This window comes from Methylobacterium sp. WL8 (genome assembly GCF_008040045.1).
Classification (GTDB): Bacteria; Pseudomonadota; Alphaproteobacteria; order Rhizobiales; family Beijerinckiaceae; genus Methylobacterium; species Methylobacterium cerastii.
On record NZ_VRVF01000001.1, the window covers coordinates 36,396 to 58,473 of the forward strand.

Annotated in this window: 24 protein-coding genes; 5 read left to right on the forward strand and 19 right to left on the reverse strand. The window is 72.5% G+C overall.

Features of this window, described 5'->3' with window-relative positions; genetic code table 11:
- Positions 1–7 precede the first annotated feature (7 nt).
- A complete protein-coding gene (gene bcsS, locus FV234_RS00190) occupies positions 8–712 on the reverse strand; it encodes a cellulose biosynthesis protein BcsS (protein WP_238270770.1) in 705 nt (234 codons plus the stop codon).
- Positions 713–741: 29 nt separating this feature from the next.
- On the opposite strand from bcsS, the gene FV234_RS26445 reads away from it, so the two are divergent.
- The gene (locus tag FV234_RS26445; protein ID WP_187277278.1) at positions 742–963 is read left to right on the forward strand and encodes a hypothetical protein; all 222 of its coding nucleotides are present in this window, start codon (positions 742–744) and stop codon (positions 961–963) included.
- A 126-nt stretch (positions 964–1,089) separates the two neighbouring features.
- The gene (locus FV234_RS00195; protein ID WP_147752932.1) at positions 1,090–1,692 is read left to right on the forward strand and encodes an exopolysaccharide biosynthesis protein; all 603 of its coding nucleotides are present in this window, start codon (positions 1,090–1,092) and stop codon (positions 1,690–1,692) included.
- Positions 1,693–1,723: 31 nt separating this feature from the next.
- Here the strand turns inward: FV234_RS00195 and FV234_RS00200 are convergent, their stop codons facing one another.
- Genes FV234_RS00200 through FV234_RS26885 form a run of 3 tightly spaced genes read right to left on the reverse strand, consistent with a single transcriptional unit; the run spans position 1,724 to position 3,590 of the window.
- A complete protein-coding gene (locus FV234_RS00200) occupies positions 1,724–2,548 on the reverse strand; it encodes a metal ABC transporter permease (RefSeq protein WP_147761457.1) in 825 nt (274 codons plus the stop codon).
- A 35-nt stretch (positions 2,549–2,583) separates the two neighbouring features.
- Positions 2,584–3,459 (reverse strand): ABC transporter ATP-binding protein, encoded by an 876-nt coding sequence (locus FV234_RS00205; protein ID WP_147813970.1) that lies wholly within the window; start codon positions 3,457–3,459, stop codon positions 2,584–2,586.
- The gene (locus FV234_RS26885) at positions 3,456–3,590 is read right to left on the reverse strand and encodes a hypothetical protein (RefSeq protein ID WP_281406013.1); all 135 of its coding nucleotides are present in this window, start codon (positions 3,588–3,590) and stop codon (positions 3,456–3,458) included. The genes FV234_RS00205 and FV234_RS26885 overlap by 4 nt, the downstream gene beginning before the upstream one ends.
- 149 nt (positions 3,591–3,739) lie before the next feature.
- Here FV234_RS26885 and FV234_RS00210 point away from each other — a divergent pair, with 149 nt between their 5' ends.
- Positions 3,740–4,240 (forward strand): Fur family transcriptional regulator, encoded by a 501-nt coding sequence (locus FV234_RS00210; RefSeq protein WP_147752916.1) that lies wholly within the window; start codon positions 3,740–3,742, stop codon positions 4,238–4,240.
- A 219-nt stretch (positions 4,241–4,459) separates the two neighbouring features.
- Here FV234_RS00210 and FV234_RS00215 read toward each other — a convergent pair whose 3' ends face one another.
- Both FV234_RS00215 and FV234_RS00220 read right to left on the reverse strand, forming a co-directional pair.
- Entirely contained in the window at positions 4,460–5,965 is a 1,506-nt protein-coding gene (locus tag FV234_RS00215) for an exopolysaccharide biosynthesis polyprenyl glycosylphosphotransferase (protein ID WP_147761387.1), read from the reverse strand.
- A gap of 609 nt (positions 5,966–6,574) precedes the next feature.
- Positions 6,575–6,913: an antibiotic biosynthesis monooxygenase gene (locus tag FV234_RS00220; RefSeq protein ID WP_147752914.1), complete on the reverse strand. Its 339-nt coding sequence runs from the start codon at positions 6,911–6,913 to the stop codon at positions 6,575–6,577.
- Positions 6,914–7,320: 407 nt separating this feature from the next.
- Here FV234_RS00220 and FV234_RS00225 point away from each other — a divergent pair, with 407 nt between their 5' ends.
- Positions 7,321–7,734, forward strand: coding sequence for a helix-turn-helix transcriptional regulator (locus FV234_RS00225; protein ID WP_147761386.1), 414 nt, complete (start codon positions 7,321–7,323; stop codon positions 7,732–7,734).
- Between the two features lie 58 nt (positions 7,735–7,792).
- Here the strand turns inward: FV234_RS00225 and FV234_RS00230 are convergent, their stop codons facing one another.
- Genes FV234_RS00230 through cbiE form a run of 4 tightly spaced genes read right to left on the reverse strand, consistent with a single transcriptional unit; the run spans position 7,793 to position 11,590 of the window.
- Positions 7,793–9,109, reverse strand: a complete 1,317-nt coding sequence (locus FV234_RS00230) for a cobyrinate a,c-diamide synthase (RefSeq protein WP_147761385.1) — start codon at positions 9,107–9,109, stop codon at positions 7,793–7,795.
- Entirely contained in the window at positions 9,106–9,900 is a 795-nt protein-coding gene (gene cobM, locus FV234_RS00235) for a precorrin-4 C(11)-methyltransferase (RefSeq protein WP_147761384.1), read from the reverse strand. Before cobM ends, FV234_RS00230 begins: the two co-directional genes overlap by 4 nt.
- Complete coding sequence (locus FV234_RS00240; protein WP_147827773.1) at positions 9,897–10,367, reverse strand: cobalamin biosynthesis protein; 471 nt, start codon at positions 10,365–10,367, stop codon at positions 9,897–9,899. The genes cobM and FV234_RS00240 overlap by 4 nt, the downstream gene beginning before the upstream one ends.
- The gene (cbiE, locus tag FV234_RS00245) at positions 10,346–11,590 is read right to left on the reverse strand and encodes a precorrin-6y C5,15-methyltransferase (decarboxylating) subunit CbiE (protein ID WP_147761382.1); all 1,245 of its coding nucleotides are present in this window, start codon (positions 11,588–11,590) and stop codon (positions 10,346–10,348) included. Before cbiE ends, FV234_RS00240 begins: the two co-directional genes overlap by 22 nt.
- On the opposite strand from cbiE, the gene FV234_RS00250 reads away from it, so the two are divergent.
- Positions 11,589–12,353: a cobalt-precorrin-6A reductase gene (locus FV234_RS00250; RefSeq protein ID WP_147761381.1), complete on the forward strand. Its 765-nt coding sequence runs from the start codon at positions 11,589–11,591 to the stop codon at positions 12,351–12,353. The two genes, cbiE and FV234_RS00250, sit on opposite strands and share 2 nt — an antisense overlap.
- Here the strand turns inward: FV234_RS00250 and cobJ are convergent.
- The 9 genes from cobJ to FV234_RS00295 are packed head-to-tail and all read right to left on the reverse strand — an operon-like array spanning position 12,329 to position 22,071.
- Positions 12,329–13,102, reverse strand: a complete 774-nt coding sequence (gene cobJ / locus FV234_RS00255) for a precorrin-3B C(17)-methyltransferase (RefSeq protein ID WP_147761380.1) — start codon at positions 13,100–13,102, stop codon at positions 12,329–12,331. The two genes, FV234_RS00250 and cobJ, sit on opposite strands and share 25 nt — an antisense overlap.
- Positions 13,099–13,893: a precorrin-2 C(20)-methyltransferase gene (locus FV234_RS00260; RefSeq protein WP_147761379.1), complete on the reverse strand. Its 795-nt coding sequence runs from the start codon at positions 13,891–13,893 to the stop codon at positions 13,099–13,101. Before FV234_RS00260 ends, cobJ begins: the two co-directional genes overlap by 4 nt.
- Positions 13,893–14,525 carry a precorrin-8X methylmutase gene (locus tag FV234_RS00265; RefSeq protein ID WP_147761378.1) on the reverse strand — a complete coding sequence of 211 codons (633 nt, stop codon included), beginning with the start codon at positions 14,523–14,525 and terminating at the stop codon, positions 13,893–13,895. Before FV234_RS00265 ends, FV234_RS00260 begins: the two co-directional genes overlap by 1 nt.
- Positions 14,522–15,856 carry a hypothetical protein gene (locus FV234_RS00270; protein ID WP_147761377.1) on the reverse strand — a complete coding sequence of 445 codons (1,335 nt, stop codon included), beginning with the start codon at positions 15,854–15,856 and terminating at the stop codon, positions 14,522–14,524. The genes FV234_RS00265 and FV234_RS00270 overlap by 4 nt, the downstream gene beginning before the upstream one ends.
- Positions 15,853–19,233 carry a cobaltochelatase subunit CobN gene (cobN, locus tag FV234_RS00275; protein ID WP_147827774.1) on the reverse strand — a complete coding sequence of 1,127 codons (3,381 nt, stop codon included), beginning with the start codon at positions 19,231–19,233 and terminating at the stop codon, positions 15,853–15,855. Before cobN ends, FV234_RS00270 begins: the two co-directional genes overlap by 4 nt.
- An 8-nt stretch (positions 19,234–19,241) precedes the next feature.
- On the reverse strand, positions 19,242–19,850 hold the full coding sequence (locus FV234_RS00280; protein ID WP_147827775.1) for a Uma2 family endonuclease: 609 nt from the start codon (positions 19,848–19,850) through the stop codon (positions 19,242–19,244).
- Positions 19,851–19,907: 57 nt separating this feature from the next.
- Positions 19,908–20,942, reverse strand: a complete 1,035-nt coding sequence (cobW, locus tag FV234_RS00285; protein WP_147761374.1) for a cobalamin biosynthesis protein CobW — start codon at positions 20,940–20,942, stop codon at positions 19,908–19,910.
- An 18-nt stretch (positions 20,943–20,960) separates the two neighbouring features.
- On the reverse strand, positions 20,961–21,329 hold the full coding sequence (locus tag FV234_RS00290) for a DUF1636 domain-containing protein (protein WP_147761373.1): 369 nt from the start codon (positions 21,327–21,329) through the stop codon (positions 20,961–20,963).
- Positions 21,322–22,071: a CbtA family protein gene (locus FV234_RS00295; RefSeq protein WP_147761372.1), complete on the reverse strand. Its 750-nt coding sequence runs from the start codon at positions 22,069–22,071 to the stop codon at positions 21,322–21,324. Before FV234_RS00295 ends, FV234_RS00290 begins: the two co-directional genes overlap by 8 nt.
- Between the last annotated feature and the right edge of the window lie 7 nt (positions 22,072–22,078).

The following is a 22,078-nucleotide window of genomic DNA, read 5'->3' on the forward strand; positions in this document are numbered from 1 at the left end:
TATCGGCCTATCGGAGCGGGCTCCAAACCGACAAAGCCACGTAGGGGCTCGGCCGCCGTGCGTTGCTCTCGATCTGGACGCCGCCCGAGACGCGAAAATTGTAGGCGCTGATTGCGAAGTCGGTGGCGTGGAGCCCGACGTTCCACTTCGTATAGCCGGACCGGTCGGCGTAGAGGCTGGCCTCCGGACCGAGGTAGGCGCCCCAGGCGCGATAGCCGAGGCCGATCCGGGACCAGGCCGAATCGCGGGCCGAGCCGAGCACCAAGGTGGCCTGGACCAGGGTCTCGTCGGTCGGGCGCGCCCAGACCTCGCCGTGCAGGCGCAGGCCCCACTGTACCGGCAGCGTCGCCTCGCTACGGCCGTCGATCAGGGCCTCGATGGCGCCTTCGGGGCCGGCGTAGAGGGCAACCACGCCCCATTCGGAGAACCATTGATAGCCGACCAGCGTCGCACCGAGCGCGGTGTAGCGCGACAGGCGCACGGGCCCGGACGTCGATGCGCAGACGCAGGGCGTCTCGTTGCGCCGTCCCCCGCCGACGCTCGCCAGCACGGCGAAGCCCGGGCGATCGAGCCTGTCGAGCGCGACCTTGGCGCCGACCGATAGGAAGTTCGCTGCGCCCGCATCGAGGCTGCCGAACAGGAGGGTGTCGACCTCGCCCGCGCACGCCGTGGAACATCCCGGCGCTGTGACTGCGAGCACGAGGCCCGCCACGCGCGTAGCGATCCACCGCCGTCCCGTCGATGCAGCCGGGCATCTCAACGCCGCGCCCCTCATTCAGGAACAAGATCTCAGTCTTTCGACGCGACGATGATGATTGTCGCGTGACCCGCCGTCTTCTCGATTCCGTTGCGGGCATCATTTCGGGGATGATCTGTTGTGGATTTATCAACCTCATGGGCGTCGAATTTACTTCAAGTCGGCAAATGCGTAAGCCGAGCAACTTGAAAGAAAATGTTCTTTGAGGCGGGTTTGCCAGCCTATCAACGATCGACGTCCGACGCGCTCGCACGGCCGCGGGGAAGCGGCGCTTGGCGGCGGTGCGGAACTCGGCTAGAGCCCGCGCCGGGACAGCAACCTGCGGCCACGTTTTGTATTCCGGTGCCCGAACGTCCGACGTCCTCACGGTTCTCGCCAACCAGGAGGGGGACCGCCTGACCGTCGGCGACATCGTCGCGGTCTTGCGGGATCGTGCCTTCGCGCTGCTGGTGGTGCTGCTCGGCCTGCCGAACTGCCTGCCGATGCCGCCGCCGATCCCGCTGGTCTGCGGCCTGCTGCTGCTCCTCGTCGCGGTGCAGATCGCTATCGGCAAATCCTCGCCTTGGCTGCCGAAGGCGCTGCTCGGGCGCTCGGTCGCCCGAAAGGACGTGGAGCGCGCGGTCAAGCGCGCCGTGCCGGTGTTGCGGCGGCTGGAGCGGTGGTCGCGGCCGCGGCTCAGCGTGTTCGAGACGGCGCTCGGCATGCGCGGCATGGGCATCGCGCTGCTGACACTGTCGCTCGCCCTGATCGTCGCGGCGCCGGTGATCGGCCAGATTCCCCTCGGCCTCGCGGTCTGCCTCGTCGGCCTCGGGCTGGTCGAGCGCGACGGCATCCTGGTGCTGGTCGGGCTGGGGATCGGAAGCCTCGGCGTGCTGCTCAACGCCGGCTTCGCTTACGCGATCGTCGCAGGGATCATTAGTCTCTTCCACCTCTGAGCCGAAACGCTCCGAATCGTATCGCTTGAGTTCACGCCTCGAGGTGTCTCGGCTTGACGAGGCGGTAGAGCAGACCGCCGCGCGGGCCGGCCAGCATCGACACGAGATACAGGGCACCCGCCGCCAGCACGATCGCCGGCCCGGTCGGCAGGTCGAGATGGTAGGACAGGCTGAGGCCGGAAAAGCTCGCCAGCACCGCGATCAGCATCGAGGCCGGGATCAGCGTGCCGAGGTCGCGCGCCCAGAACCGGGCTGCGATCGCCGGAAGCAGCATCAGGCCGACCGCGAGCAGGGTGCCGAGCGCCTGGAACCCGCCGACGAGGTTCATCACCACCAGGCCGAGGAAGGCGTAGTGCACCGGGCCGCCGCTGCGACTCACCGTGCGCAGGAACAGCGGGTCGACGCATTCCATCACCAGCGGGCGGTAGATCAGGGCGAGGCCGAACAGGGTCGCCGTCGCGATGCCGCCGAGCAGCAGCAGCGCCGGGTCGTCGAGGGCTAGCACCGTGCCGAACAGGATGTGCAGCAGGTCGATCTGCGATCCGCGCAGCGACACCAGCAGGACGCCGGCGGCGAGCGAGATCAGGTAGAACGCGGCGAGGCTCGCATCCTCGCGGATCACGGTGGAGCGTGTGACGAGGCCGGCGAGCAGCGCGACAGTGAGCCCGGCCACCAACCCGCCGAGCGTCATCGCCGGCAGCGACAGGCCGGCCACGAGGAACCCGACCGCGGCGCCGGGCAGGATCGCGTGGCTCATCGCCTCGCTCATCAAGCTCATCCGGCGCAGCATCAGGAACACGCCGACCGGCGGCGCCGAGATCGACAGGGCGAGGCAGCCGACCAGCGCCCGGCGCATGAAGCCGAACTCGACGAACGGCGCAACGAGATCGATCACGCCGCAGTCTCGCGCTGTTCGGTGGAGGCCGAGTGGTGATGTCCATGCCCATGCCCGTGCTCGTGGGCATGGGCGTGGTCGTGCCCGCCTCCCGGTGCGTCGAGCCCCGCCGCGGCGTGAGCGTGGTCGTGGGCGCAGATCGCGGCATCCTCGTCCCAGGCCTCCGACAGGCGGGTGGCGCGGGCGAGGTTCTGCGGCGACAGCACCGACGCGGTCGCGCCCCAGGCCACCGGCTCGCGGGCGAGCAGCAGGGTTTTTGGGAAATGCGCACGCACCTGCGCCAGGTCGTGCAGGGCCGCGACGATGGTCCGGCCCTCGCCGTGCCAGGTGCGGATCAGCGCGATCAGGTCGTCGGTGGTGCGTGCGTCGACCCCGGTGAAGGGTTCGTCGAGGAGGATCACCTGCGCGTCCTGCAGGATCAGGCGGGCGAACAGCGCCCGCTGGAACTGCCCCCCAGAGAGCGTCCCGATCGGGCGCGCCTCGAAGCCGGACAGGCCGACGGCCTCGAGCGCCCGCTGGACGGCGCCGCGATGGCCGAGCAGGCTGCGCCAAGCGCCGGAGCGCCGCCACAGGCCCATGCTGGCGAGATCGAGGACACTCAAGGGGAAGCTGCGATCGATCTCGTCGGCCTGCGGCAGGTAGGCGAGGGTGCGCGCCGGCATGCCACGCAGGATCTGCCCGTCGAGGCTCGGGATGTCGCCGATCAGCCCCTTGAGCAGGGTCGACTTCCCGGCGCCGTTGGGTCCGACCAGGGCGAGCAGGTCGCCGCGGCGGATGGTGCCGTCGAGGTGATGCACCGCCGGATGCCGGTCGTAGCCGAGCGTCAGGCAGTTCAAGCGGATGTCGCCGGGGGTCGGCGCGCCCGCACTCATGTGCCGAGCGTCCAGGCGATCGCCAGCCACAGCGGCCCGGCGAGCGCGGCGGCCAGGCCGAGGCGGAACGCCAAGCCGCTGTGGAACAGCGACGCGGACGAGGAAGCCGGCGGGCGTGATCTGGGTCTCAAGGGAGGCGATCTTGATCGAGGGGCGCGAAGGCCGGGCGTCGATCCGTTGCCCGGACCGGGTGCGCGGCCTATAATCTCCGGTGATACACTGTAACACCGGCAGCGTTCAATCGCGGTCGGGACGCCAAGGCTGGGACGCAAGGAGCGGAATGCACGACCACGCCGGGCACGAGGGAGGCGCGTGCGGGGCCGACCACGCCGCCGCGACCATGGCGCGTGCCGAGAAGCTCTGCCGCGACCGCAGCCTGCACTTCACCAAGCTGCGCCACGACGTGCTCCAGGCCGTCGCCGAGACCGGCAAGCCGATGGGGGCCTACGACATCGCCGAGCGCCTCAGCGGGCCCGAGCGCCGGGTGGCGGCGGTGTCGGTCTATCGCGCGCTCGACTTCCTCACCGAGAACGGCCTCGTCCACCGCATCGCCAGCCGCAACGCGTTCGTCTCCTGCGCGCACGAGCACGGCGCCGGGGAGGGGCTGGTGTTCCTGATCTGCCGAAGCTGCGGCGGCATCGACGAGACCACGTCGCCGGAGATCGAAGCCGGGCTCGGCCGCACCCTGGAGCGGGCAGGCTTCCGCCCCGCGAGCCGCATCCTCGAAGTCGAGGGCGAGTGCGGCGCCTGCCATGGGCGACAGGGCGACGACGCGCATTGAGGGAGACGGCCGGCGGCGGACGATGCGCTCCCTTCCCACCCACCACCTCATCCTGAGGTGCCGCGTCACCGGCCTCGAAGGAGGTCTGCAGAACGCGCACGATCCCTAGAGGGCTCCTTCGAGGCTTCCGCTTCTCGTCCGCACCTCAAAATGACGTGGATGGTAGGATCAGCCGCCTGACAGGAGTCAGCGCCGCCGAAAATCAGACCCTGGAAACGCTCAGAACGCGTTGCGATAGGCGCGGCGCGAAAACACCGTCTGGAACATGATCTGGATGTCGAACCAGATCGACCAGTTGTCGATGTAGTGCAGGTCGTGGGTGACCCGGCGCTCCATGTCGAGATCGGTCAGCGTCTCGCCGCGCAGGCCGTTGACCTGCGCCCAGCCGGTGATGCCCGGGCGGACGTTGTGGCGCCGCGCGTAGAGCGCGATGCGTCGCTCGAAGCTGCGATCGTGGGCGAGCGCGTGCGGCCGCGGCCCGACGAGCGACATCTCGCCCTTCAGCACGTTGAGGATCTGCGGCAACTCGTCGATGTTGGAGCGGCGCAGGAAGGCGCCGACCCGGGTGATCCGCGAATCGTTGCGCGAGGCCTGCTTGAACACCGCGTCGGATTCCACCTTCATGCTGCGGAACTTGAACACGCCGAAGGGCTGCTGGTTGAAGCCGTAGCGCTTCTGCCGGAAGAACACCGGGCCGGGACTGTCGAGCTTGATCGCAACCGCCACCGCCGCGAGCAGCGGGCTCAGTGCAAAGAGGGCGATGGTGGCGAGCGTCACGTCGAGGATGCGCTTGAGCAGAACCTCGGCAATGCTCAGGGGGCGGCGCCCGATGTTGATGCCCGAGAGCCGGCCGACGCGGGAGACTTGCATGTCGGGGAAGCGGTCGAGCACCGAGCCCGGGCGCAGGTGCAGGGCCGCCGGCACCCGAAGGAACGCGTCGATGCAGCGCTCGACCTCGGCGGTGTCGGCCCAGGGCACCAGGATGAAGACGTCGTCGGGTCGCAGGAACCGCACTACGGAGACCGCGAGGTCGAGGTCCTCGGACATCTGGGCGTGGCGGGTCGCCGCGTCGGCCCGGGTGTCGATTCGGCGGAGGTAGCTCGTGCCGACGACGCGCAGGCCGAGGGAGTCGGCTTCGTTGCTGGCGTAGAAGCGGGCGATGTCGTCCTCGAAGCCGACGAGGTGGACGCGGCTGACCGAGCTGGAGGCCGGCGTCACGCCGCGGCGCACGAGGCCGATCATCGCCGCGTGCGCCAGCATCAGCGCCGGCAGGCCGCAGACGAACAGGGTCAACGCGACGACGCGGGAGACGTCGTTGGTGGTCTTGGTGATGAAGCCCACGACCAGGGCGGCCGCCCACGCGACCAGCCACAGGGCGGCGCTGCGCTGGAGCGACGCCTTCTGCGCCAGCATCGCCTCGATCGCGTATTCCTCGCGCAGGGCCGAGGTCGAGACGATGACGAAGGCGAGGAGTCCCGAGAGCTGCAGGCCCCAGCTCGACGACAGCGGCATCACCTCGCCGTTGAGGATGTAGAAGTAGCCGTATTCGATCACCATCGCGGTCAGAACGATCGACAGCATGTCGATCACCGCCACCGAGGCCGAGATGCCGACGCGGAACGCGTCCCGGCTCCGGCGCGGCAGCAGGGCCGCCCAAACCGTGCGCCGCCGCTCGGCCGAGGTCGGCAGCGGTTGGAAGGTCTCGGGCAGACGATCTTGAAACATCTGGCGCGCCATGTTCCGAACTGAACCGGACAGTGTCCCGAAACGACGCACATCGTGGGTCGCAACGAGCACTCTTGGACGACGGAGCAAGCGTAGGGCCGTGATCACGACGCCCGTGACATTGCGCTAGACTCTTTCGCCATAAGACGCCGACCGGCGCGTCGCAACGTGAGGAAACTACCGAGAAGACCATTTCCCTAAGTTAAGAACGCAAAAGGAAATTGATTATCGTCGTTACCCTACGGATTCGGTGGGGAATGCGTTTCGCGCTCACGCTTCATATCGTCGTGATGATTTGGAAAACATGACTTCGCAGTAGTCAGCGGCCGCGCGGGTCCGCAAGTCGCGTGACGACCCGGCGGCTTCGACGGGGCGCGCAGACTTGCGTGCATAAGGGGATGAGAGCGGACGCCGAGGGCAGGTGAGGCTTCTAGTGAGAGCGGGCTCGACTCCGTCAAAGCCGTGTTCGAGAGCTTGAAGACTTGGCATCGGCCCCGACGGGCGAGTTCGTCCACCGGCCAGGCACAGTCCAAGCGAAGGCTCGGCTAAATCGAAGACTTGGCTGCATCGAAGCCCCGGCCCGCGTGCGCGGAGGCCGGGGCCGCGCGATCATTCGGCGGCGACGGCGTTCTCGGCTCCGCCGACGGTCTGGATGGTCTCGAAGCCCTCGAACTGCGGATGTCCGAGATAGAGCGGCTTCGTCGTCGGCACGCGGCCGTGCGCCTTGCGGAACTGCTCGGAGCGGGTCCAGGCCTCGAAGTCTGCCTTCGAACGCCAGATCGTGTGCGACGCGTAGAGGATGTGGTCGTCCGCCTCCGGTCCGCGCAGCAGGTGGAACTCGACGAAGCCCTCCATCTCGCCGAGGTGGCTGTCGCGCCCGAGCCAGACCTGTTCGAAATCGGTAGCGGAGTCCTTAACGACTTTGAAACGATTCATCGCAATGAACATCAACATCTCCATGATTTGATGGCGTCCGGCCATCGTTCCGAAGTCGGACTGCCGGTCTGCGTAGTTCCCACCCAGGGTTGCGGCCGGACAACGACCGCAAGTCGAGAACTCACTTACTATAGTTTTAGCGCGGGCATGAGGCGGGTAAGCGCGAACGCGGTGACAACCGCCCTGCTGGAACGATCTAAGCTTGCATTCTCGTTTAATTCGTGTCCTAGTTGTTTTTGTTGAAGCGCTCGGGTGGGTAGCCCTTCGCCCTCGCCGGGCGTCGGCAGGGCACCGTCAGGCGCGCGCGAGGCAGGTGGCGGCCTGCGTGACTGGGTGTCAATCGTCCGAGCGGCGGCAGAACCGCGCGAGGATGGCGGTGCGCCCTAAGTTGTGGCCGCGAAACAGGACTGTGTCCGACGATGATGCCGAAACAGACCACCGACGTCGACCGCCTCGTCGGGCTCCGCATCACCGCCCTGCGCAAGGCCCGCGGGTTGAGCCAGACGGCGCTCGGCACGGCGGTGGGCGTCACCTTCCAGCAGGTGCAGAAATACGAAAAGGGCCAGAACCGTGTCGGCGCCGGGCGCCTGCGCGAGATCGCCCGGCTGCTCGACGTGCCGGTCTCGGCCTTCTTCGAGGAGAAGGACGAGGGCGCGGCCCCGAAGGAGGACGTGTTCGGCTTCCTCAGCGCGCACGGCGCGATCGAGCTGCTGCGCGCCTACGCGCTGATCGAGAACGACCAGATGCGCCGCGACGTGCTCGCGATCGTGCGGACGGTGGCCAAGCTCGGTCAGCCGCAAGCCGACGTGGCCGAGGCCGAAGCCGCCGAGTAACGCGATCTGATGGGCACCACGGGGGCGCGGTCCGCTGCGGCCTGCGCGGCGGTCCGCGTCAATCCTCCAGCGCGATCAGGTGGAAGAACGTGCCGGTGACGCGGCCGCGCCGATGCCCGGCGAAGCCGAGGTCGGTTCCTTCCGCATCCGCGACCCGGCAGAACGCCTCGTCCTCCGCCGGCGGTGGGGTGAGTTCGGTGGCGTAGTGGAACTCGTGGCCGACGAGGCGCAGCCCGGCCGGCCCCAGCAACCCGTCGCCGATCGGGTGGGCGACGCGGTATCCGAGATGGAGCTTGCGGGCCTTGTACGAGGTCGCGACCGGCAGCAACCCCGCCATCGGATGCCGGATGCCGGCGGCGTCCTCCAGGCTGTCACCCAGAACCATGTAGCCGCCGCACTCGCCGTGCACCGGCCGCGTCTCGGCGAAGGTCCGTAAGCCGTCGCGGAAGGTCGTGGCTGCGGCGATGCGGCCGGCATGCAACTCCGGATAGCCGCCGGGTAGCCAGCATACGTCGCAGCCGTCGTCCGGCGCTTCGTCGGCGAGCGGCGAGAACGGCACGATTTCGGCGCCTGCCGCCTGCCAGCCCGCCGCCTGATGCGGGTAGAGGAAGCTGAACGCCGCGTCTGCGGCGACCGCGATGCGCTGGCCGGGCGGGCAGGGGAGGGCGCCCGCGCCGACGGGGACCGCACCGCCCGCTGCGGCCAGGATCGCGTCGCAGTCGAGCCCCTCGACGGCGAGGTCGCCGAGGCGGTCGAGGCGGGCGTCGAGGTCGGCGGTCTCGCGCGCCTGGACGAGCCCGAGATGGCGCTCGGGCAGGACCAGCGACGCGTCCCGCATCAGCGCGCCGAGCACCGGGATGCCGACGCGCTGCAGCCCGGCCTCGACGAGGCGGCGATGGCGGGCGCTGGCGACCTTGTTCAGCACCACCCCGGCGATCTTGACGCGCCGGTCGTAGAGAGAGCAGCCGAGCGCGATGGCGGCGGCCGATTGCGCCGCCCCGGAGACGTCGAGCACCAGCAGCACCGGCCAGCCGTAGCGGGCGGCGATGTCGGCGTTCGCCCCCGTGCGGCCCTCGCCGGCGCGGACGCCGTCGAACAGGCCCATCGACCCTTCCGCCACGACGATGTCGGCATCGCGCACGGCAAAGCCCGCGACCGCGTCGAGGAGGGCCGGCCCCATGGCGAAGCTGTCGAGGTTCACGCTCGGATGGCCGGTGGCGGCGGCGTGGAAGGCCGGGTCGATGTAGTCCGGCCCGCATTTCACGCCCCGCACGCGCAAGCCGCGCCGGGCGAGCGCCCGCATCAGCGCGAGCGTCACGGTGGTCTTGCCGGAGCTCGACCGCGGCGCGGCGACGAGGATGCCGGGCACGCTCATGCGTTCGAATCCTCGGCGTCCACCGTCCCGACCGCGCCGCCGGGCCGGAACCGGCGGTCGTAGTCGGCGGCGTAGAGCGCGCTCTCGCGAAAGTCTTCGGCGCCGAGCGCCGGCCCGACGAGGATGAGCGCCGTGCGCTCGATGCCCGACCCCGCCACCAGGTCGGCGATCGTCGCCAGCGTGCCCGTGATCACCCGCTCGTCCGGCCAGGAGGCGCGGAACACCACGGCGGCCGGGCAGGGCGCGCCGTAGAACGGGATCAGCTCGGCGACGACCTTGTCCAGGATGTGGATCGAGAGGTGCAGCGCGAGGGTCGCGCCGGTGGCGGCGAAGGCGGCCAGCGTCTCGCGCTCCGGCATCGCGCTCGCCCGGCCGGAGGTGCGGGTGAGGACGACCGATTGCGCCACGCCCGGCACCGTCAGCTCGCGCTTCAAGAGCGCGGCCGCGGCGGAAAACGCCGGAACGCCCGGCGTGACCGTGTAGGGGATGCCGATGCGGTCGAGGCGGCGCATCTGCTCGGCGAGCGCGCTCCAGATCGAGAGGTCGCCGGAATGCAGCCGGGCCACGTCCTCCCCGCGCGCATGCGCCGCCTCGATCTCGGCGACGATCGCATCGAGGTCGAGCGGGGCGGTGTCGACGATCCGCGCGCCGGGCGGGCACCAGCCGAGGATCTCCGGCGCGACCAGCGAGCCGGCATAGAGGCAGACCGGGCAAGCCGCGATGCGGTCGCGCCCGCGCAACGTGATGAGGTCGGGGGCGCCCGGTCCGGCGCCAATGAAATGGACGGTCATGCGGTCGCGATCTGCGCCGCTCGGGCGCGCTTGGATTCAAGATTCGGGTGTTCGGCGCCCGTCGGCGCCATCGCCGCGAGCGCGCAGGTGACCCGCCCGTCGTCGATGCGGGCGAGGACGAGGCGTCCGCCCTCGCCAGCCACCGCCAGGGCGGTCGCCTCGGCCAGCGAGCCGACGCCGCGCGACTGCTCGATCCGGGCCGAGCGCGTCGGCACGCGCGGATCGACCGAAAGGAGCGCTTCGGGCTCCACCGACGCGGGCACGAGGCCGAAGGCGGCGGCGGCCTCTTGGATCGCCGGCTCGCCGGCGCGGTCGGCGGTGGTGACGATGGCGACGAGGGCGCCCCCGCACGCGGCCTCGTCGAGGGCGCGGCGGATCAGGGCGACGATCGCTTCGGGGGCGACGCCGTGCCGGAAGCCGATGCCGGCGACGAGGCGGGGTCCCGTCACGGCTTGGTCCAGGCCCATTGCGTCACCGGCATCGCCGCCCGCCATCCGTGCAGACCGCCGACCGGGTCGGCGCGGGCGATCGACAGCCGCCGCAGCGACCCGCCCTGCGCGGAGAAGGCGGCGAGCAGCACCGCCTCGCCCTCCAGCGTCACCGCGTTGGCCACGAGCCGGCCGCCGGATCGCAGGGCGGCCAAAGCCGCCGGCAGCACGCCCGGTGCCGAGAGGCCGCCGCCGACGAAGATCGCGTCCGGCGCCGGCAACCCGGCGAGCGCGTCCGGCGCCGGGCCGTGGACGACGGCCAGTCCCGGCACGCCGAGGGTCTGCGCGTTGCGGGCGATGCGCTCGGCGCGCGCGGGATGGGCCTCGATCGCCAGCGTCCGCATGGCGGGATGGCGCAGCATCCATTCGATACCGACCGAGCCGGCGCCGGCGCCGACGTCCCAGAGCAGTTGCCCCGCGAGCGGACGAAGCGCCGCGAGCGTCACGGCGCGGATCTCGGCCTTGGTCAGCTGCCCGTCGTTCTCGAACCAGCCGTCGTCGAGCCCGGCGGCGAGGCCGACCGCGCGACAGCCGGGCTCGCCGACCACCTCGATCGCCAGGGTGTTCAGGGCGTCGATGTCGCCGAGGTCAAAGCCGCGCGCCGGGCTCTCACGCAGGCGCTCGCGCGGGCCGCCCATGGCCTCGCACACCGTGATCCGCGAGGCGCCGAAGCCGCGTTCCGTCATCAGCGCCGCGACCGCGGCCGGCGTCGTCCCGTCCCAGGACAGGACGAGCAGGCGCGCGCCGGGCTGCAGGTGGCGGACGACCTGCGCGAGCGCCCGGCCGTGCAGCGTGACGCAGGCGCATTCGGCGAGCGGCCAGCCGAGGCGGGCGCAGGCGAGGCTGAAGGCGGAGGGAAGCGGGAAGGCGCGGATCTCGGCGGCCGGTACGATCCGGGCGATCTCGGCGCCGATGCCGTAATGGAACGGGTCGCCGGTGGCGAGCAGGCAGGTCGGCGTCCCGCGCCGCGCCAGGATGTCGGGATAGGCGTCCGAGATCGGACTCGGCCAGGCGCGCGATTCCGCATCGAGCCGGCCGGCGAGCGCGAGGTGGCGGCCGCCGCCATAGACCACGCGGGCGCCGTCGAGCGCCGCGGCGGCCGCGGGCGAGAGCCCGGCGCGGCCATCCTCGCCGATCCCGACGATCGCGAGCCACGGCGCGGGCCTCGACACCGGTTCGGGCCTATCGGACAAGGCGGCCATGCGGATCCTCATCCTCGGGGGCACGACGGAGGCCAGCGCCCTCGTCCGCGGCCTTCTCCCCCATCCCGGCCTCGCCGTCACCCTGTCGCTGGCCGGCCGCACCGCGAACCCGGCGGTCGAGGCGGTCCCGACCCGCGTCGGCGGGTTCGGCGGCGCCGAGGGTCTGGCCCGCTACCTGCGCGACGAGGCGGTCGATCGGCTGGTCGACGCCACCCACCCGTTCGCCGCGCGCATCGGCCGGAACGCCTCTGACGCCGCGGCGGCGGCCGGCGTGCCGCTCCTGGCGATCCGCCGCCCGGCCTGGGCGCGCGCGCCGGGCGACCTCTGGAACGAGGTCGAGAGTGTCGCGGACTGTGTCGCGGCGCTGGGCGCGGCGCCCCGGCGCGTCTTCCTCACGGTGGGCCGGATGGAGGTCTCTGCCTTCGCCGCGGCGCCCCAGCACGAATACGTCGTGCGCACGATCGAGCCGCTCGGCGACGCGCTCCCCGTGCCGCGCCTCACGGCGATCCGCGCGCGCGGCCCCTTCGACGAGGCCGCCGAGACGGCGTTGATGCGGGACGCCGCCATCGCGGTGCTGGTGACCAAGAACGCCGGCGGCGCCGCGACCTACGGCAAGATCGCTGCGGCGCGACAGCTTCGGCTGCCGGTGGTGATCGTGCGCCAGCCCTGGAAGCCGGCGGTCGAGACGGTGGCGGACGCAGCCGGGGCCGTGGCGCGGCTCGTCGGCGCGGGCCGGCCTCATCCGACGCTGCGCGGCGTGTAGACGAACGGCCGCTCGCCCGGCCCGCGCGGGATCAGCCGCGTGGTCGAGGCGCCGATGACGACCATCGTCGCCATGTCGGCGGTGGCCGTGCGCGCCTCGGTCAGCGTCATCACGCGGATCGCCTCGTCGGGGCGCGTCACGGCGCGGGCGAACACCACCGGCGTGTCGGGCCGCCGGATCTCGGCGGCGATGCCGAGGGCCTTGCCCAGCTGCCAGGGCCGAGCCGACGAGATCGGGTTGTAGAGCGAGACCACGAAGTCGGCGCGCAGCACGGCTTCGAGCCGGGCGGTGATCACGTCCCAGGGCTTGAGGTTGTCCGACAGCGAGAGCGCGCAGAAGTCGCCCCCCAGCGGCGCGCCGAGGCGGGCGGCCGCCGCCAGCATCGCGGTGATGCCGGGCTCGACGGTGATCGCGAGGTGGCGCCATGCCGGATCGCCGGCCTCCACCGCCTCGAACACCGCCGCCGCCATCGCGAACACGCCGGGGTCGCCGCCCGAGACCACCGCCACCCGCCGGCCGGAGGCCGCCAGTTCCAGCGCATGGCGCGCGCGGTCCACCTCGACACGGTTGTCGCTGGCATGCCGCGTCAGCCCCGGCCGATCGGGCACGCGGGAGACGTAGGGGATGTAGCCGATCAAATCCTCGGCCGCATCGAGCGCAGCCTGCGCGCGCGCGGTGAGCAGCCCGGCGTCGCCCGGCCCGAGGCCGACGACCGCGAGGCTTCCGCCTCCCGCGACACGTGCGCTCACGGCCTGCGGCCTTCGCCCGGCACGAGCACCATCGAGAAGTAGGGCGCCACGTCGTCAGGTTTGTCCGCCAGCGGCACCACGCGCTCGCCGGCCATGGTGCCGCGCTCGACGTAGACGGCGCGCCCGAGCAGCCCGGCCTCGCGCAGGGCGGCGCGGACCTTCGGCAGGTGGCGCCCGAGCTTCATGATCACGGCGGCGTCGGTGCCGGCGAGCCGCGCGGCGAGGTCGGCTGCCGGCAGGGTCGCCGGCAGCACCGTCAGCACGTCGTCGCCCCAGGTGATCGGCGTGCCGGCCTTGGTCCAGCAGCCCGACATGCCGGTGACGCCGGGCACGACCTCCACCGGGAATCGGTCCTTCAGGCGCCGCCACAGGTGCATGAACGAGCCGTAGAAGAATGGGTCGCCCTCGGACAGGATCGCCACGTCGCGCCCGGCGCCGAGGTGGTCGGCCAACTGTCCCGCCGCGTCGTCGTAGAAGGCGGCGAGCGCCCCGACGTAATCCGGGTGATCCGGGTGCAACTCGGTGGTGTAGGGGTAGGCGAGGGCGAACTCGCGGGCGGGCTCGGGCGGCAGCACCGCGTCGGCGATGGTGCGGGCGTTGCCGCGGCGGCCCTTCTTGCAGAAGTGGACGAGGACCGGCGCGTGCTCCAGCACCCGCATGGCGCGGACGGTGAGGTAGTCCGGGTCGCCCGGGCCCATGCCGACGCCGAACAGCGTGCCGGTGACGGCCGCCGCCGGCCGGTCCGGCTGCGCGGCCGGCGCCTCCGCGAAGCGGTTCTCGCCCGCGTCCATCACTCGATCTCGTTGGCGAGCGCGTTGACGGCGGCGGCTGCCATCGCGCTGCCGCCGCGCCGGCCGTGCACCACGACGAACGGCACGCGCCCGTCGCGCGCCAGCGCCTCCTTCGATTCGGCGGCGCCGATGAAGCCGACGGGGATGCCGATCACCGCCGCCGGCGGCGCGACGCCCTCGTCGAGGAGCTCGAGCAGGCGGAACAGCGAGGTCGGCGCGTTGCCGACCGCCACGACGCTGCCGGGCAGGTGCTCGCGCCACAGCTCCATCGCGGCGGCCGAGCGGGTGGTGCCCATCTCGGCGGCCATGGCCGGCACGCGCGGGTCGGTGAGGGTGCAGATCACGCGGTTCTCGGCCCGCATCCGCGCACGGGTGCAGCCGTCGGCCACCATCCGCACGTCGCAGAGGACCGGCGCACCGGCGCGCAGGGCCGCCTCGCCGGCCTCGGCGAAGGTCTCGGACATCTCGACGTCGGCCGGCAGGTCGGTCATGCCGCAGGCGTGGATCATCCGCACGATCACGCGCTCGGCGGTGCCCGACCAGCGCGAAAGGTCGGCCTCGGCGCGGATCATCGCGAAGGACCGGGCGTAGATCGCGCCGCCGTCGCGCAGGTACTCGTGGCGGGCGCTCATATCGTGGTCCCGATGGTTTGTTCGGCGCTTGGCTGCCGACGGAGGGAAGAGGGGCCGAACGCCTGTGCCAGCGCGCCGGGTTTCGCCCTCCATACGCGCTCCAGCGCCGCGTCGAAAGTCAGTTCCCAAGCCGGCGCATCGCCGGGCGCGCCGTCGAGGACGACGCCGTAGGTCCCTGCGCGCGCGACCAGCGTCAGGTCGGCGCGGCCCGGGTGGGCGCAGCCCTTGGCGCAACCGGAGACGTGCGCCGTCAGCCCCGCCGCGGCGAACGGTCGGAACGCCTCCGCGAGCCGGGCGGCATCCGCCCCCGTCGGCGTCGAGCCGGAGGCGCAGGCCGGCGCGCCGGGGCAGGTGGCGACCGCGCGGCGCGGGTCGTCGGGCGCGGTGACGAAGCCGGCGGCGGCGAGTTCGGCCGCCGCATCGCACCGACACTGCGACCGCGGGCCGCGCACCGGCAGGACGAAGCCGCGCGTCGGCGAGACGCGGATGTCGTCCGCGTCCAGGTCGTCCGCGACCTGCGCCAGCCGGACGAGCATCGCCACGGTGCAGCGTCCGAAGGGCGCTTCGATCGGGAGGAATGGCGGTGCTTCACCGGAGAAGGCGCCTTTCCCTCTCACCTCCCCAGATGAGGGGGGGAAGAGCGTCGCGCCGTTTGCCGACAAAGCCATCACCATCTCGGCACGCGCGTCGGCCGAAAGGTCGCGGACGCGGCGATGGCCGCTCGCGGCGAACCTGCTCAACAGCGCTGCGACCGCTGGCGCGACCCGCTCAGCGTCCCAGGTTCCGACCCACGCGACGCCGGACACTTCGGCGAGGCCCAAAACCGCCACGCCGGGTCCGACCGCTCGCACGTGGATGTCGGCCGCGATCTCCGCCGGATCGAGGCCGGCGCCCTCGATCAGCACCAGGGTCTTCGGCGGTAGGCCGGCGATGGCGATCCCGTGCGCCTCGATCGCGCGGGCGATGCCCGCCACGTCGATCGCCTCGCCTGCCAACCCGGCGAGCGGGCTCGTCAGGGTGAGGCGCTGCGGGCCGCCGTCGGCGCGCACGTCGCCGAGGCCGGCCGCGTCCAACGCCGCGACGAGACCGGGGCGGGTGGCCTCGCTCACGCCGCGCAGCTGCAGGTTGGCGCGGGCGGTGACGTCGACATGGCCGTTGCCGAAGACGCGGGCGGCGTCGGCCACCGCACGGAGCTGCGCCCGCGTCAGGATGCCGAGCGGCGGATGGATGCGCGCGAGCAGCCCGTCGCCGGTCGGCATCGGGCGGGCGAGGCTCGGGCACCAGCCGCGGCGGCTCGAGGCCTCGGGGAGGACGCGGCGGGACGCACTCATTCCGCCGCCTGCGGCATCAGCTCGTCGGCCGGCATCGCGTTGCGGCGGCTGGTCCAGAGCCCGCGGGCGCGGGCCTCGTCGAAGCGCTCCAGGATCGCCCGGGTCGCCGCCGGGTTGGCGGCGCGCAGGGCGTCGAAGGTGTCGAGGTCGGCGATCCAGGCGCCGTAGAGCCGGTCGAAGTCGGCGTCGGTCACGGCGTCGGTGGCGGCGGCGAGCACGAACACTGCGTCGAGCCCCTGGGCCAGCTCCTGCGCGCCGCGATAGCCGTGGCGAAGCTGGCCGGCGATCCAGCGCTGGTTCGCCAAGCGGGCGCGGACGAGGCGGGCGGCGTCCTCGCGGGCGGTGCGCGCCTTCGGCGCCTCGGGATTCGAGGCGTCGAGGCTGTAGAGCGTCGGCGTGCCGCCGGCGAGCGACGCCGCGGCCGCGAACCCGCCCATGGCGTCGGCGGCGGCGTCGCCGTCGAGCAGGTCGCGCTCGGCCACGTCGAAGGCGTGAAAGTAGGCGTCGGCCTGAGCGACCCGCGCGGCGAAGCCCGCATCCGCGCCCTCGGCGTCGCCGTAGGCGTGGCTACTGGCCGCGAGGTAGGCGCGCCCGAGGTCGTTTCGGTCGGCCCAGGCTCCGTCGAGGGCCGTCTCGGCGGCGCCGGCACCGTAGCGGCCGGGCGCCGCGCCGAAGACCCGGGCCTGCCCCTCGCCGCGGCGGCGGGCGGCGGCGAGGGGGTTCTCGTCGTCCTCCTCGTCGCGCTCGGCGACGGCGCGCGCGGCACGGTCGAGGAGGGCGAGGGTGTCGGGAAAGGTGTCGCGGAACGCGCCCGAGACACGGCAGGTCACGTCGATGCGCGGGCGGTCGAGCAGGGCGAGCGGCAGTACCTCGAAGCCGGTGACGCGGGTGGAGGCGTGGTCCCAGGTCGGGCGCACCCCCATCAGTGCAAGCGCGTGCGCCACGTCCTCGCCGCCGGTGCGCAGGGTCGGCGAGGCCCAAAGGTCCATGACGATGCGGGCGGGATATTCGCCCTCGTCCTGCAGGTGCCGCAGCACGATCGCGGCCGCCGCCTTCTCGCCGAGCAGGGTCGCCGCCCGGGTCGGCAGCGCGCGCGGATCGAGGGTGGTCAGGTTGCGGCCCGTCGGCATCACGTCGGTGCGCCCGCGCGAGGGCGAGCCGGACGGGCCGGGCGGCACGAAGCGGCCGTCGAGGGCAGCGAGCAGGCCGGCGCGCTCCGCGCGCGCGCTTGCGGCGACGGCGTCCGGCGCGCCGTCCGGTGCGCGGCCGAAGACGTGGAGCCCGTCCCGGAACGCGGTCTCGCCGAGGTCGCACAGATGCGCGTCGAGCGCCGCGAGTGCGTCGGCCATGGGCGTGTCGGCGTCGATGCCGGCGCCCCCCAGCAGGCCGGCCGCCTCGGCGTCGTCGAGGATGGCGCGCGCGATCAGCGCCGCGCGGCGCGGGTCGAGGACGCTCGCGGAGCTGTATTCCTCCACGAGCTCGCGCAGGCGCGCCGCCTCGGGATCGAGGCCGCCGGCCTCGACGGCGGGCGTCAGGTGCCCGAGGGCGACGCCGCCGAGCCGGCGCTTCAGCGGGGCCGCCTCGCCGGGATCGTCGACGATGAACGGATAGACCACCGGCAGGGCGCCGACGGCCCGCGCCGGCCAGCACCCGGGCGACAGCGCGACGGCCTTGCCCGGCAGCCACTCCGTGGTGCCGTGCGTGCCGAGGTGAACTAGGGCGTCGAAGTTGCGGCGCAGCCCGAGGTGGAACGCGAGGTAGGCGTGCGTCGGCGGCTCGTCGGGGTCGTGGTAGCCGGCCTTGCGGTCGTCCGACCGGCCCCGGTCGGGCTGGAGGAAGATCGCGATGCGGCCCGCCGCGCCCAGCTCTCCTTCTCCCGCAGAGGGGGGAGGGGATGTGTCGTGGCCGGACCTCACGATCCCGAATCGGAAGGAGCCGTCCCGGATGGCGGGGTCGGCGTCCGGCGCGCCCCAGCGTTCGGTCAAAACCTGGCGCGACGTCTCGGGCAGGGTCGCAAGCCAACCCCTGTAGTCGGCGAGCGACACCGCGAAACCCTGCACGCCGTCCGTCAGCGCGTGCATGAGCGCGGCGGCCTCCGGCAGCGATCCGCCCGCGTAGCCGGCGTCGGCGAGGTCCGACACGATCGCACGGGCGCTCTCGGGCGTGTCGAGCCCGACGGCGAAGCCGGCGCGGCCGCCGCGGGACGGGTAGTCGGACAGCACCACGGCGATCCGGCGTTCCGGCGCGGGCGTCGCGGCGAGGCGCAACCAGGCGGCGGCGCGGTCGGCGAGTGCGGCGATCCCCGGGGCGTAGGGGACCGCGCGGCGCTCGGCGTGCCCGTCGACGGCTTCAGCCTCCTGCTTGAACGAGATCGGAAACCCGGAGAGCCGGCCGTCGAACTCGGGTAGCGCCACCTGCATGGCGAGGTCGGCCGCGTTCATGCCGCGCGCCGAGGCCTCCCAGGCCTCCTGCGGGCTGCCGACCGTGAAGGCCTGCAGCACCGGGCAGTCGGCTGCGTCGAGGACGAAGCCGGCGTCCTCGCGCGCCGAGAAGGCGGTGGCGGCGACGATCAGGTCGGGCTTTCGCGCGCGGATCGCCGCGCGGACGACCTCGACCGCCTCCGGGTCCTTCAGGCTCGCCACCGCGACGGTCAGCGTCGCGATGCCCCGCTGGCGCAGCGCCGCGGCCAGCGCGTCGGCCGGCGCGCCGTCGCCGCCGAGCGCCGCCGAGCGGTAGGCCAGGATCAGCGCGTGCGGGGCGGGCGCGTCGGGTGCCGTCAACCCGAGCGGGGAGGCGCCGACGGACAGGGCGGTCTCCAGTGGCAGCGGCCCGCAGCCCGGGCACCAGGCGAACCCGCGCGGCAGGGTCTCGGGCGGCTCGACGGGTGTCGCGAAACCGATCTCGGCCGCGATCCGCCCGAGCATCCGGCGCAGGTTCTCGGGGCCGCCCGCGCGGAAATAGGCGTCGAGGATCGGGGCGAGGTCGGGCGCGGTCGAGAGCTCGACGAGGCGCGGGTCCGGCCGGTCGCAGCCGGGAAGGATCGCGAGCGGGATGCCGGCGGCCCGGGCCGCGGCGGCGCAGCGTTCGACGCCGTAGCGCCAGTAGTCGAGCCCGCCGAGGCAGCGGATGACGACGACCTTCGCCTTCGCCACCACCGTTTCGACGTAGAGGTCGACCGACATCGGGTGGCGCAGCCGCGACAGCTTGGCCAGCCGCAGAGACGGGAAGTCCGGCCCGCAGGCGGCGTGGGCGTTTGCCATGCCGAGCAGGTCGGAATCGGTGAACGACAGGAAGACGACGTCGCCGGGCTGCTGCCCGAGGTCGACCGCCGCCTCGCCGTCGTCGAGGCTCACCGTATCGATGCGGATCAGGTGCATGCGCTGAGTCAGCCTGCCGATTCGTCGGGCTCGTCGGCGATGAGGCGAGGCCGGTTCGGGAAGGTCACGCCGTCGTAGATTTCCGAGGCCGGCAGGACGATCCCGAGCGCTGAGATAGAGACCGTCGCGGCGAGGCCGAGCAGCCGTGTCTCGGCCCAAGTCCGGTCGGGCTCGCGCGTCCACAGGCGAACTTCCGCCGCGTTGGGCTCGACCAGCACGATGTGCTCGAGGTCGGCCATCGTGCGGTACTCGGCGAGCTTTTCGAACGCGTCGAAGTCCCGCGCGCTCGGCGACAGCACTTCGACGACGACCCGCGGCTGCGCCGCCTTGAGAGCGTTCGGATCGCGCGGCCCACAATCGACGCCGATGTCGGCGCGGCGGATCTGGCCGGGCAGCGTCTCGACGCTGCCGTCACCGGTGAACGGGCGGCATCCGCTGCCGCGCAAGGCCGTGCGCAGCCAAGCAAGGACGTTCACGACGATGTCGTCGTGGACGTTGCGAGCACCCGCCATCATCCGTACCGGCACTCCGCCGACGAGCTCGTAGCGCTCCGCCTGGGCTTCCTGCCAGGCGAAGAACGCATCCAGGCTCATCGGGCTCTCGCGGCGGTCCAGCATCCCGGGATCTGCGGTGGTCGTGAAAACGGGCAGTGTAGCGCGGGCGGCGGACAAGCCCTAGCCGGCCAGCGCTTCCGCGACCGCACCCTGGTCGAAACCCTTGAGGCCGATCACCACCAGGGTGCCGTCGCGCGGCTCGCTCGCGGTCCAGGGCCGGTCGAAATGATGGGTGATGCGGCGGCCGACGCCCTGCACCACGAGGCGCATCGGCTTGCCCTCGACGGCGCAGAAGCCCTTGATCCGCAGGACGCCCTTGGTCTCCGCCGCCTTCTCGACGCGGGCGGCGAGGTCGGCGGCGGTGATCGCGGTGCGGACCGGGAGCGCCACGGTCTCGAAGTCGTCGTGGTCGTGGTCCTCGCCCTCGCCGTGATGCGACGGGCGCGCGTCGAGGTCGTCCTCGGCGGCGGCCTGGAGGCCGAGCAGCACGCGCGGGTCGATCCGCCCGTGGGCGGTCTCGACCACCTTCACCGCGCGGGGAAGCTGGCGCTCCACCTCGACCCGGACTGCGGCGAGGCCGGCGGCGTCCATCATGTCGGCCTTGTTGAGCACGACGAGGTCGGCGCAAAGGAGCTGGTCCTCGAACACCTCTTCCAGCGGGTTGTCGTGGTCCACGGCCGTGTCGGCGGCGCGCTGGTTCGCCAGCGCCTCGGGGTCCTCGGCGAAGGCGCCGGACGCCACCGCCGGCCCGTCCACCACCGCGACGACGCCGTCCACGGTCACCCGCGAGCGGATCGCCGGCCACTGGAAGGCCTGGACCAGGGGCTTCGGCAGGGCGAGGCCGGAGGTCTCGATCAGGATGTGCTCGGGCGGGTTCGGGCGGTCGAGGAGCGCCGTCATCGCCGGCACGAAGTCGTCCGCGACGGTGCAGCAGATGCAGCCGTTGGGCAGCTCGACGATCGAATCCTCGGTGCAGCCCTCGATGCCGCAGGCGGCCAGGAACGACTTGTCGAAGCCGACGTCGCCGAACTCGTTGACCAGGATCGCGAGCCGGCGCCCGCCGGCGTTCTCGACCACGTGGCGCACCAGCGTCGTCTTTCCGGCACCGAGGAAGCCGGTGACGATGGTGCAGGGGATCTTCGCAACGATGGTCATGGGGATCTCGCCGATGGCTCAGGCCGCGCGCGGCGGAAACGGGGGGATGCGGGCGACGACGCCCTTGCGGAACTCTTGCGGGCGCTGCTTCCACGGCACGATCCCGTCGGGCGTGCCGGCGTAGAGCCCGACGCCGTCGAGGATGATGCGTGCCGACGCCGCGGGGTCGAGGTCGCCGTAGACGTAGGTCCAGCGATCCTCCGCCGCCACCGCGACGGTGCAGGGCCGCTTGCAGACGGAGAGGCACTCGACCGCCTCGATCGTCACCCCGTCGGGCGCCGGCAGCGCGCGCAGCGCGTCGAGCAGGCGGGCGCCGGCACGCGGGCCGTCCGGTGCGTCGCCTTCCATGCGGCAGGTGGTGCAGACGTAGAGGACCGTGTCAGCCACGGGCGCCTGCCGCGGTCTTCGGCCCGAAGGTCTGCCACGCGCGGCCGAACGCCAGCCCGATCACCGCCCAGAACACGAAGGCGATGGCGAGCGAGCGCGCGGCGAACTGCGCGGCGAGGCCGGCGGGAAGCTCGGAGGGCGTCGCCGCCACCTCCGGCGCGCCGGCCAGATGCGGCGCGACGATGAGCACAAGTCCGCCGAGGATCGTGATCGGCACCCGGCGGATCGCGATGAGGTAGATCCCCATCGCGGTGGCGGCGGCGGTCATCAGCCACCAGACCTGGCGCGCGACCAGAGGAGCCGCCTCGCTACCGGGCAGCTCCGGCGGCAGGCCCAGCGCCGGCGCGAGCGCCACGGCGAGGAAGCCGGCCACCGCGAAGGCGAGGCCGCGTTCGGGCGACGGCTCGCGGCCGGTCGCCAGCATCACCGCGCCGAGCAGCAGCGCGTAGCCGATCCCGCCGACGAGGGTCGCGAGCCCGGTGAACAGCATGCGCGGCAGGCCCGCGCCCGGCTGCCACTCGGGCGCGGCCTTGGAATCGTGGTCGTGCCCGGCATGCGCCAGCACGATCGGCAGGCGATCGGGCATCGGGGCGACGGCGGCTGCGGAGCCGGGGGTGGCCTGGGTCTCGTAGCGCTCGGCCGCGATGATCAGCGGCGAGGTGAGCGCGAGTTCGAGGCCCGTCACCAGGACGGCCGCGAGGAAGCCGGCGGCGAGCGCCGCCGACAGGAGCCGGATGAGCATGGGAGCG

Excerpts from the sequence above, each read along its gene's own strand:
- FV234_RS26445 (WP_187277278.1), top strand. The coding sequence starts at position 742 with ATGCAGCCGGGCATCTCAACGCCGCGCCCCTCATTCAGGAACAAGATC.
- FV234_RS00200 (WP_147761457.1), bottom strand. The coding sequence starts at position 2,548 with ATGCGCCGGGCGCTGGTCGGCTGCCTCGCCCTGTCGATCTCGGCGCCG.
- FV234_RS00205 (WP_147813970.1), bottom strand. The coding sequence starts at position 3,459 with ATGAGTGCGGGCGCGCCGACCCCCGGCGACATCCGCTTGAACTGCCTG.
- FV234_RS00210 (WP_147752916.1), top strand. The coding sequence starts at position 3,740 with ATGCACGACCACGCCGGGCACGAGGGAGGCGCGTGCGGGGCCGACCAC.
- FV234_RS00215 (WP_147761387.1), bottom strand. The coding sequence starts at position 5,965 with ATGTTTCAAGATCGTCTGCCCGAGACCTTCCAACCGCTGCCGACCTCG.
- FV234_RS00220 (WP_147752914.1), bottom strand. The coding sequence starts at position 6,913 with ATGTTCATTGCGATGAATCGTTTCAAAGTCGTTAAGGACTCCGCTACC.
- FV234_RS00225 (WP_147761386.1), top strand. The coding sequence starts at position 7,321 with ATGATGCCGAAACAGACCACCGACGTCGACCGCCTCGTCGGGCTCCGC.
- FV234_RS00230 (WP_147761385.1), bottom strand. The coding sequence starts at position 9,109 with ATGAGCGTGCCCGGCATCCTCGTCGCCGCGCCGCGGTCGAGCTCCGGC.
- cobM (WP_147761384.1), bottom strand. The coding sequence starts at position 9,900 with ATGACCGTCCATTTCATTGGCGCCGGACCGGGCGCCCCCGACCTCATC.
- FV234_RS00240 (WP_147827773.1), bottom strand. The coding sequence starts at position 10,367 with ATGGGCCTGGACCAAGCCGTGACGGGACCCCGCCTCGTCGCCGGCATC.
- FV234_RS00250 (WP_147761381.1), top strand. The coding sequence starts at position 11,589 with ATGCGGATCCTCATCCTCGGGGGCACGACGGAGGCCAGCGCCCTCGTC.
- cbiE (WP_147761382.1), bottom strand. The coding sequence starts at position 11,590 with ATGGCCGCCTTGTCCGATAGGCCCGAACCGGTGTCGAGGCCCGCGCCG.
- FV234_RS00260 (WP_147761379.1), bottom strand. The coding sequence starts at position 13,893 with ATGGACGCGGGCGAGAACCGCTTCGCGGAGGCGCCGGCCGCGCAGCCG.
- FV234_RS00265 (WP_147761378.1), bottom strand. The coding sequence starts at position 14,525 with ATGAGCGCCCGCCACGAGTACCTGCGCGACGGCGGCGCGATCTACGCC.
- FV234_RS00270 (WP_147761377.1), bottom strand. The coding sequence starts at position 15,856 with ATGAGTGCGTCCCGCCGCGTCCTCCCCGAGGCCTCGAGCCGCCGCGGC.
- cobN (WP_147827774.1), bottom strand. The coding sequence starts at position 19,233 with ATGCACCTGATCCGCATCGATACGGTGAGCCTCGACGACGGCGAGGCG.
- FV234_RS00280 (WP_147827775.1), bottom strand. The coding sequence starts at position 19,850 with ATGCTGGACCGCCGCGAGAGCCCGATGAGCCTGGATGCGTTCTTCGCC.
- cobW (WP_147761374.1), bottom strand. The coding sequence starts at position 20,942 with ATGACCATCGTTGCGAAGATCCCCTGCACCATCGTCACCGGCTTCCTC.
- FV234_RS00295 (WP_147761372.1), bottom strand. The coding sequence starts at position 22,071 with ATGCTCATCCGGCTCCTGTCGGCGGCGCTCGCCGCCGGCTTCCTCGCG.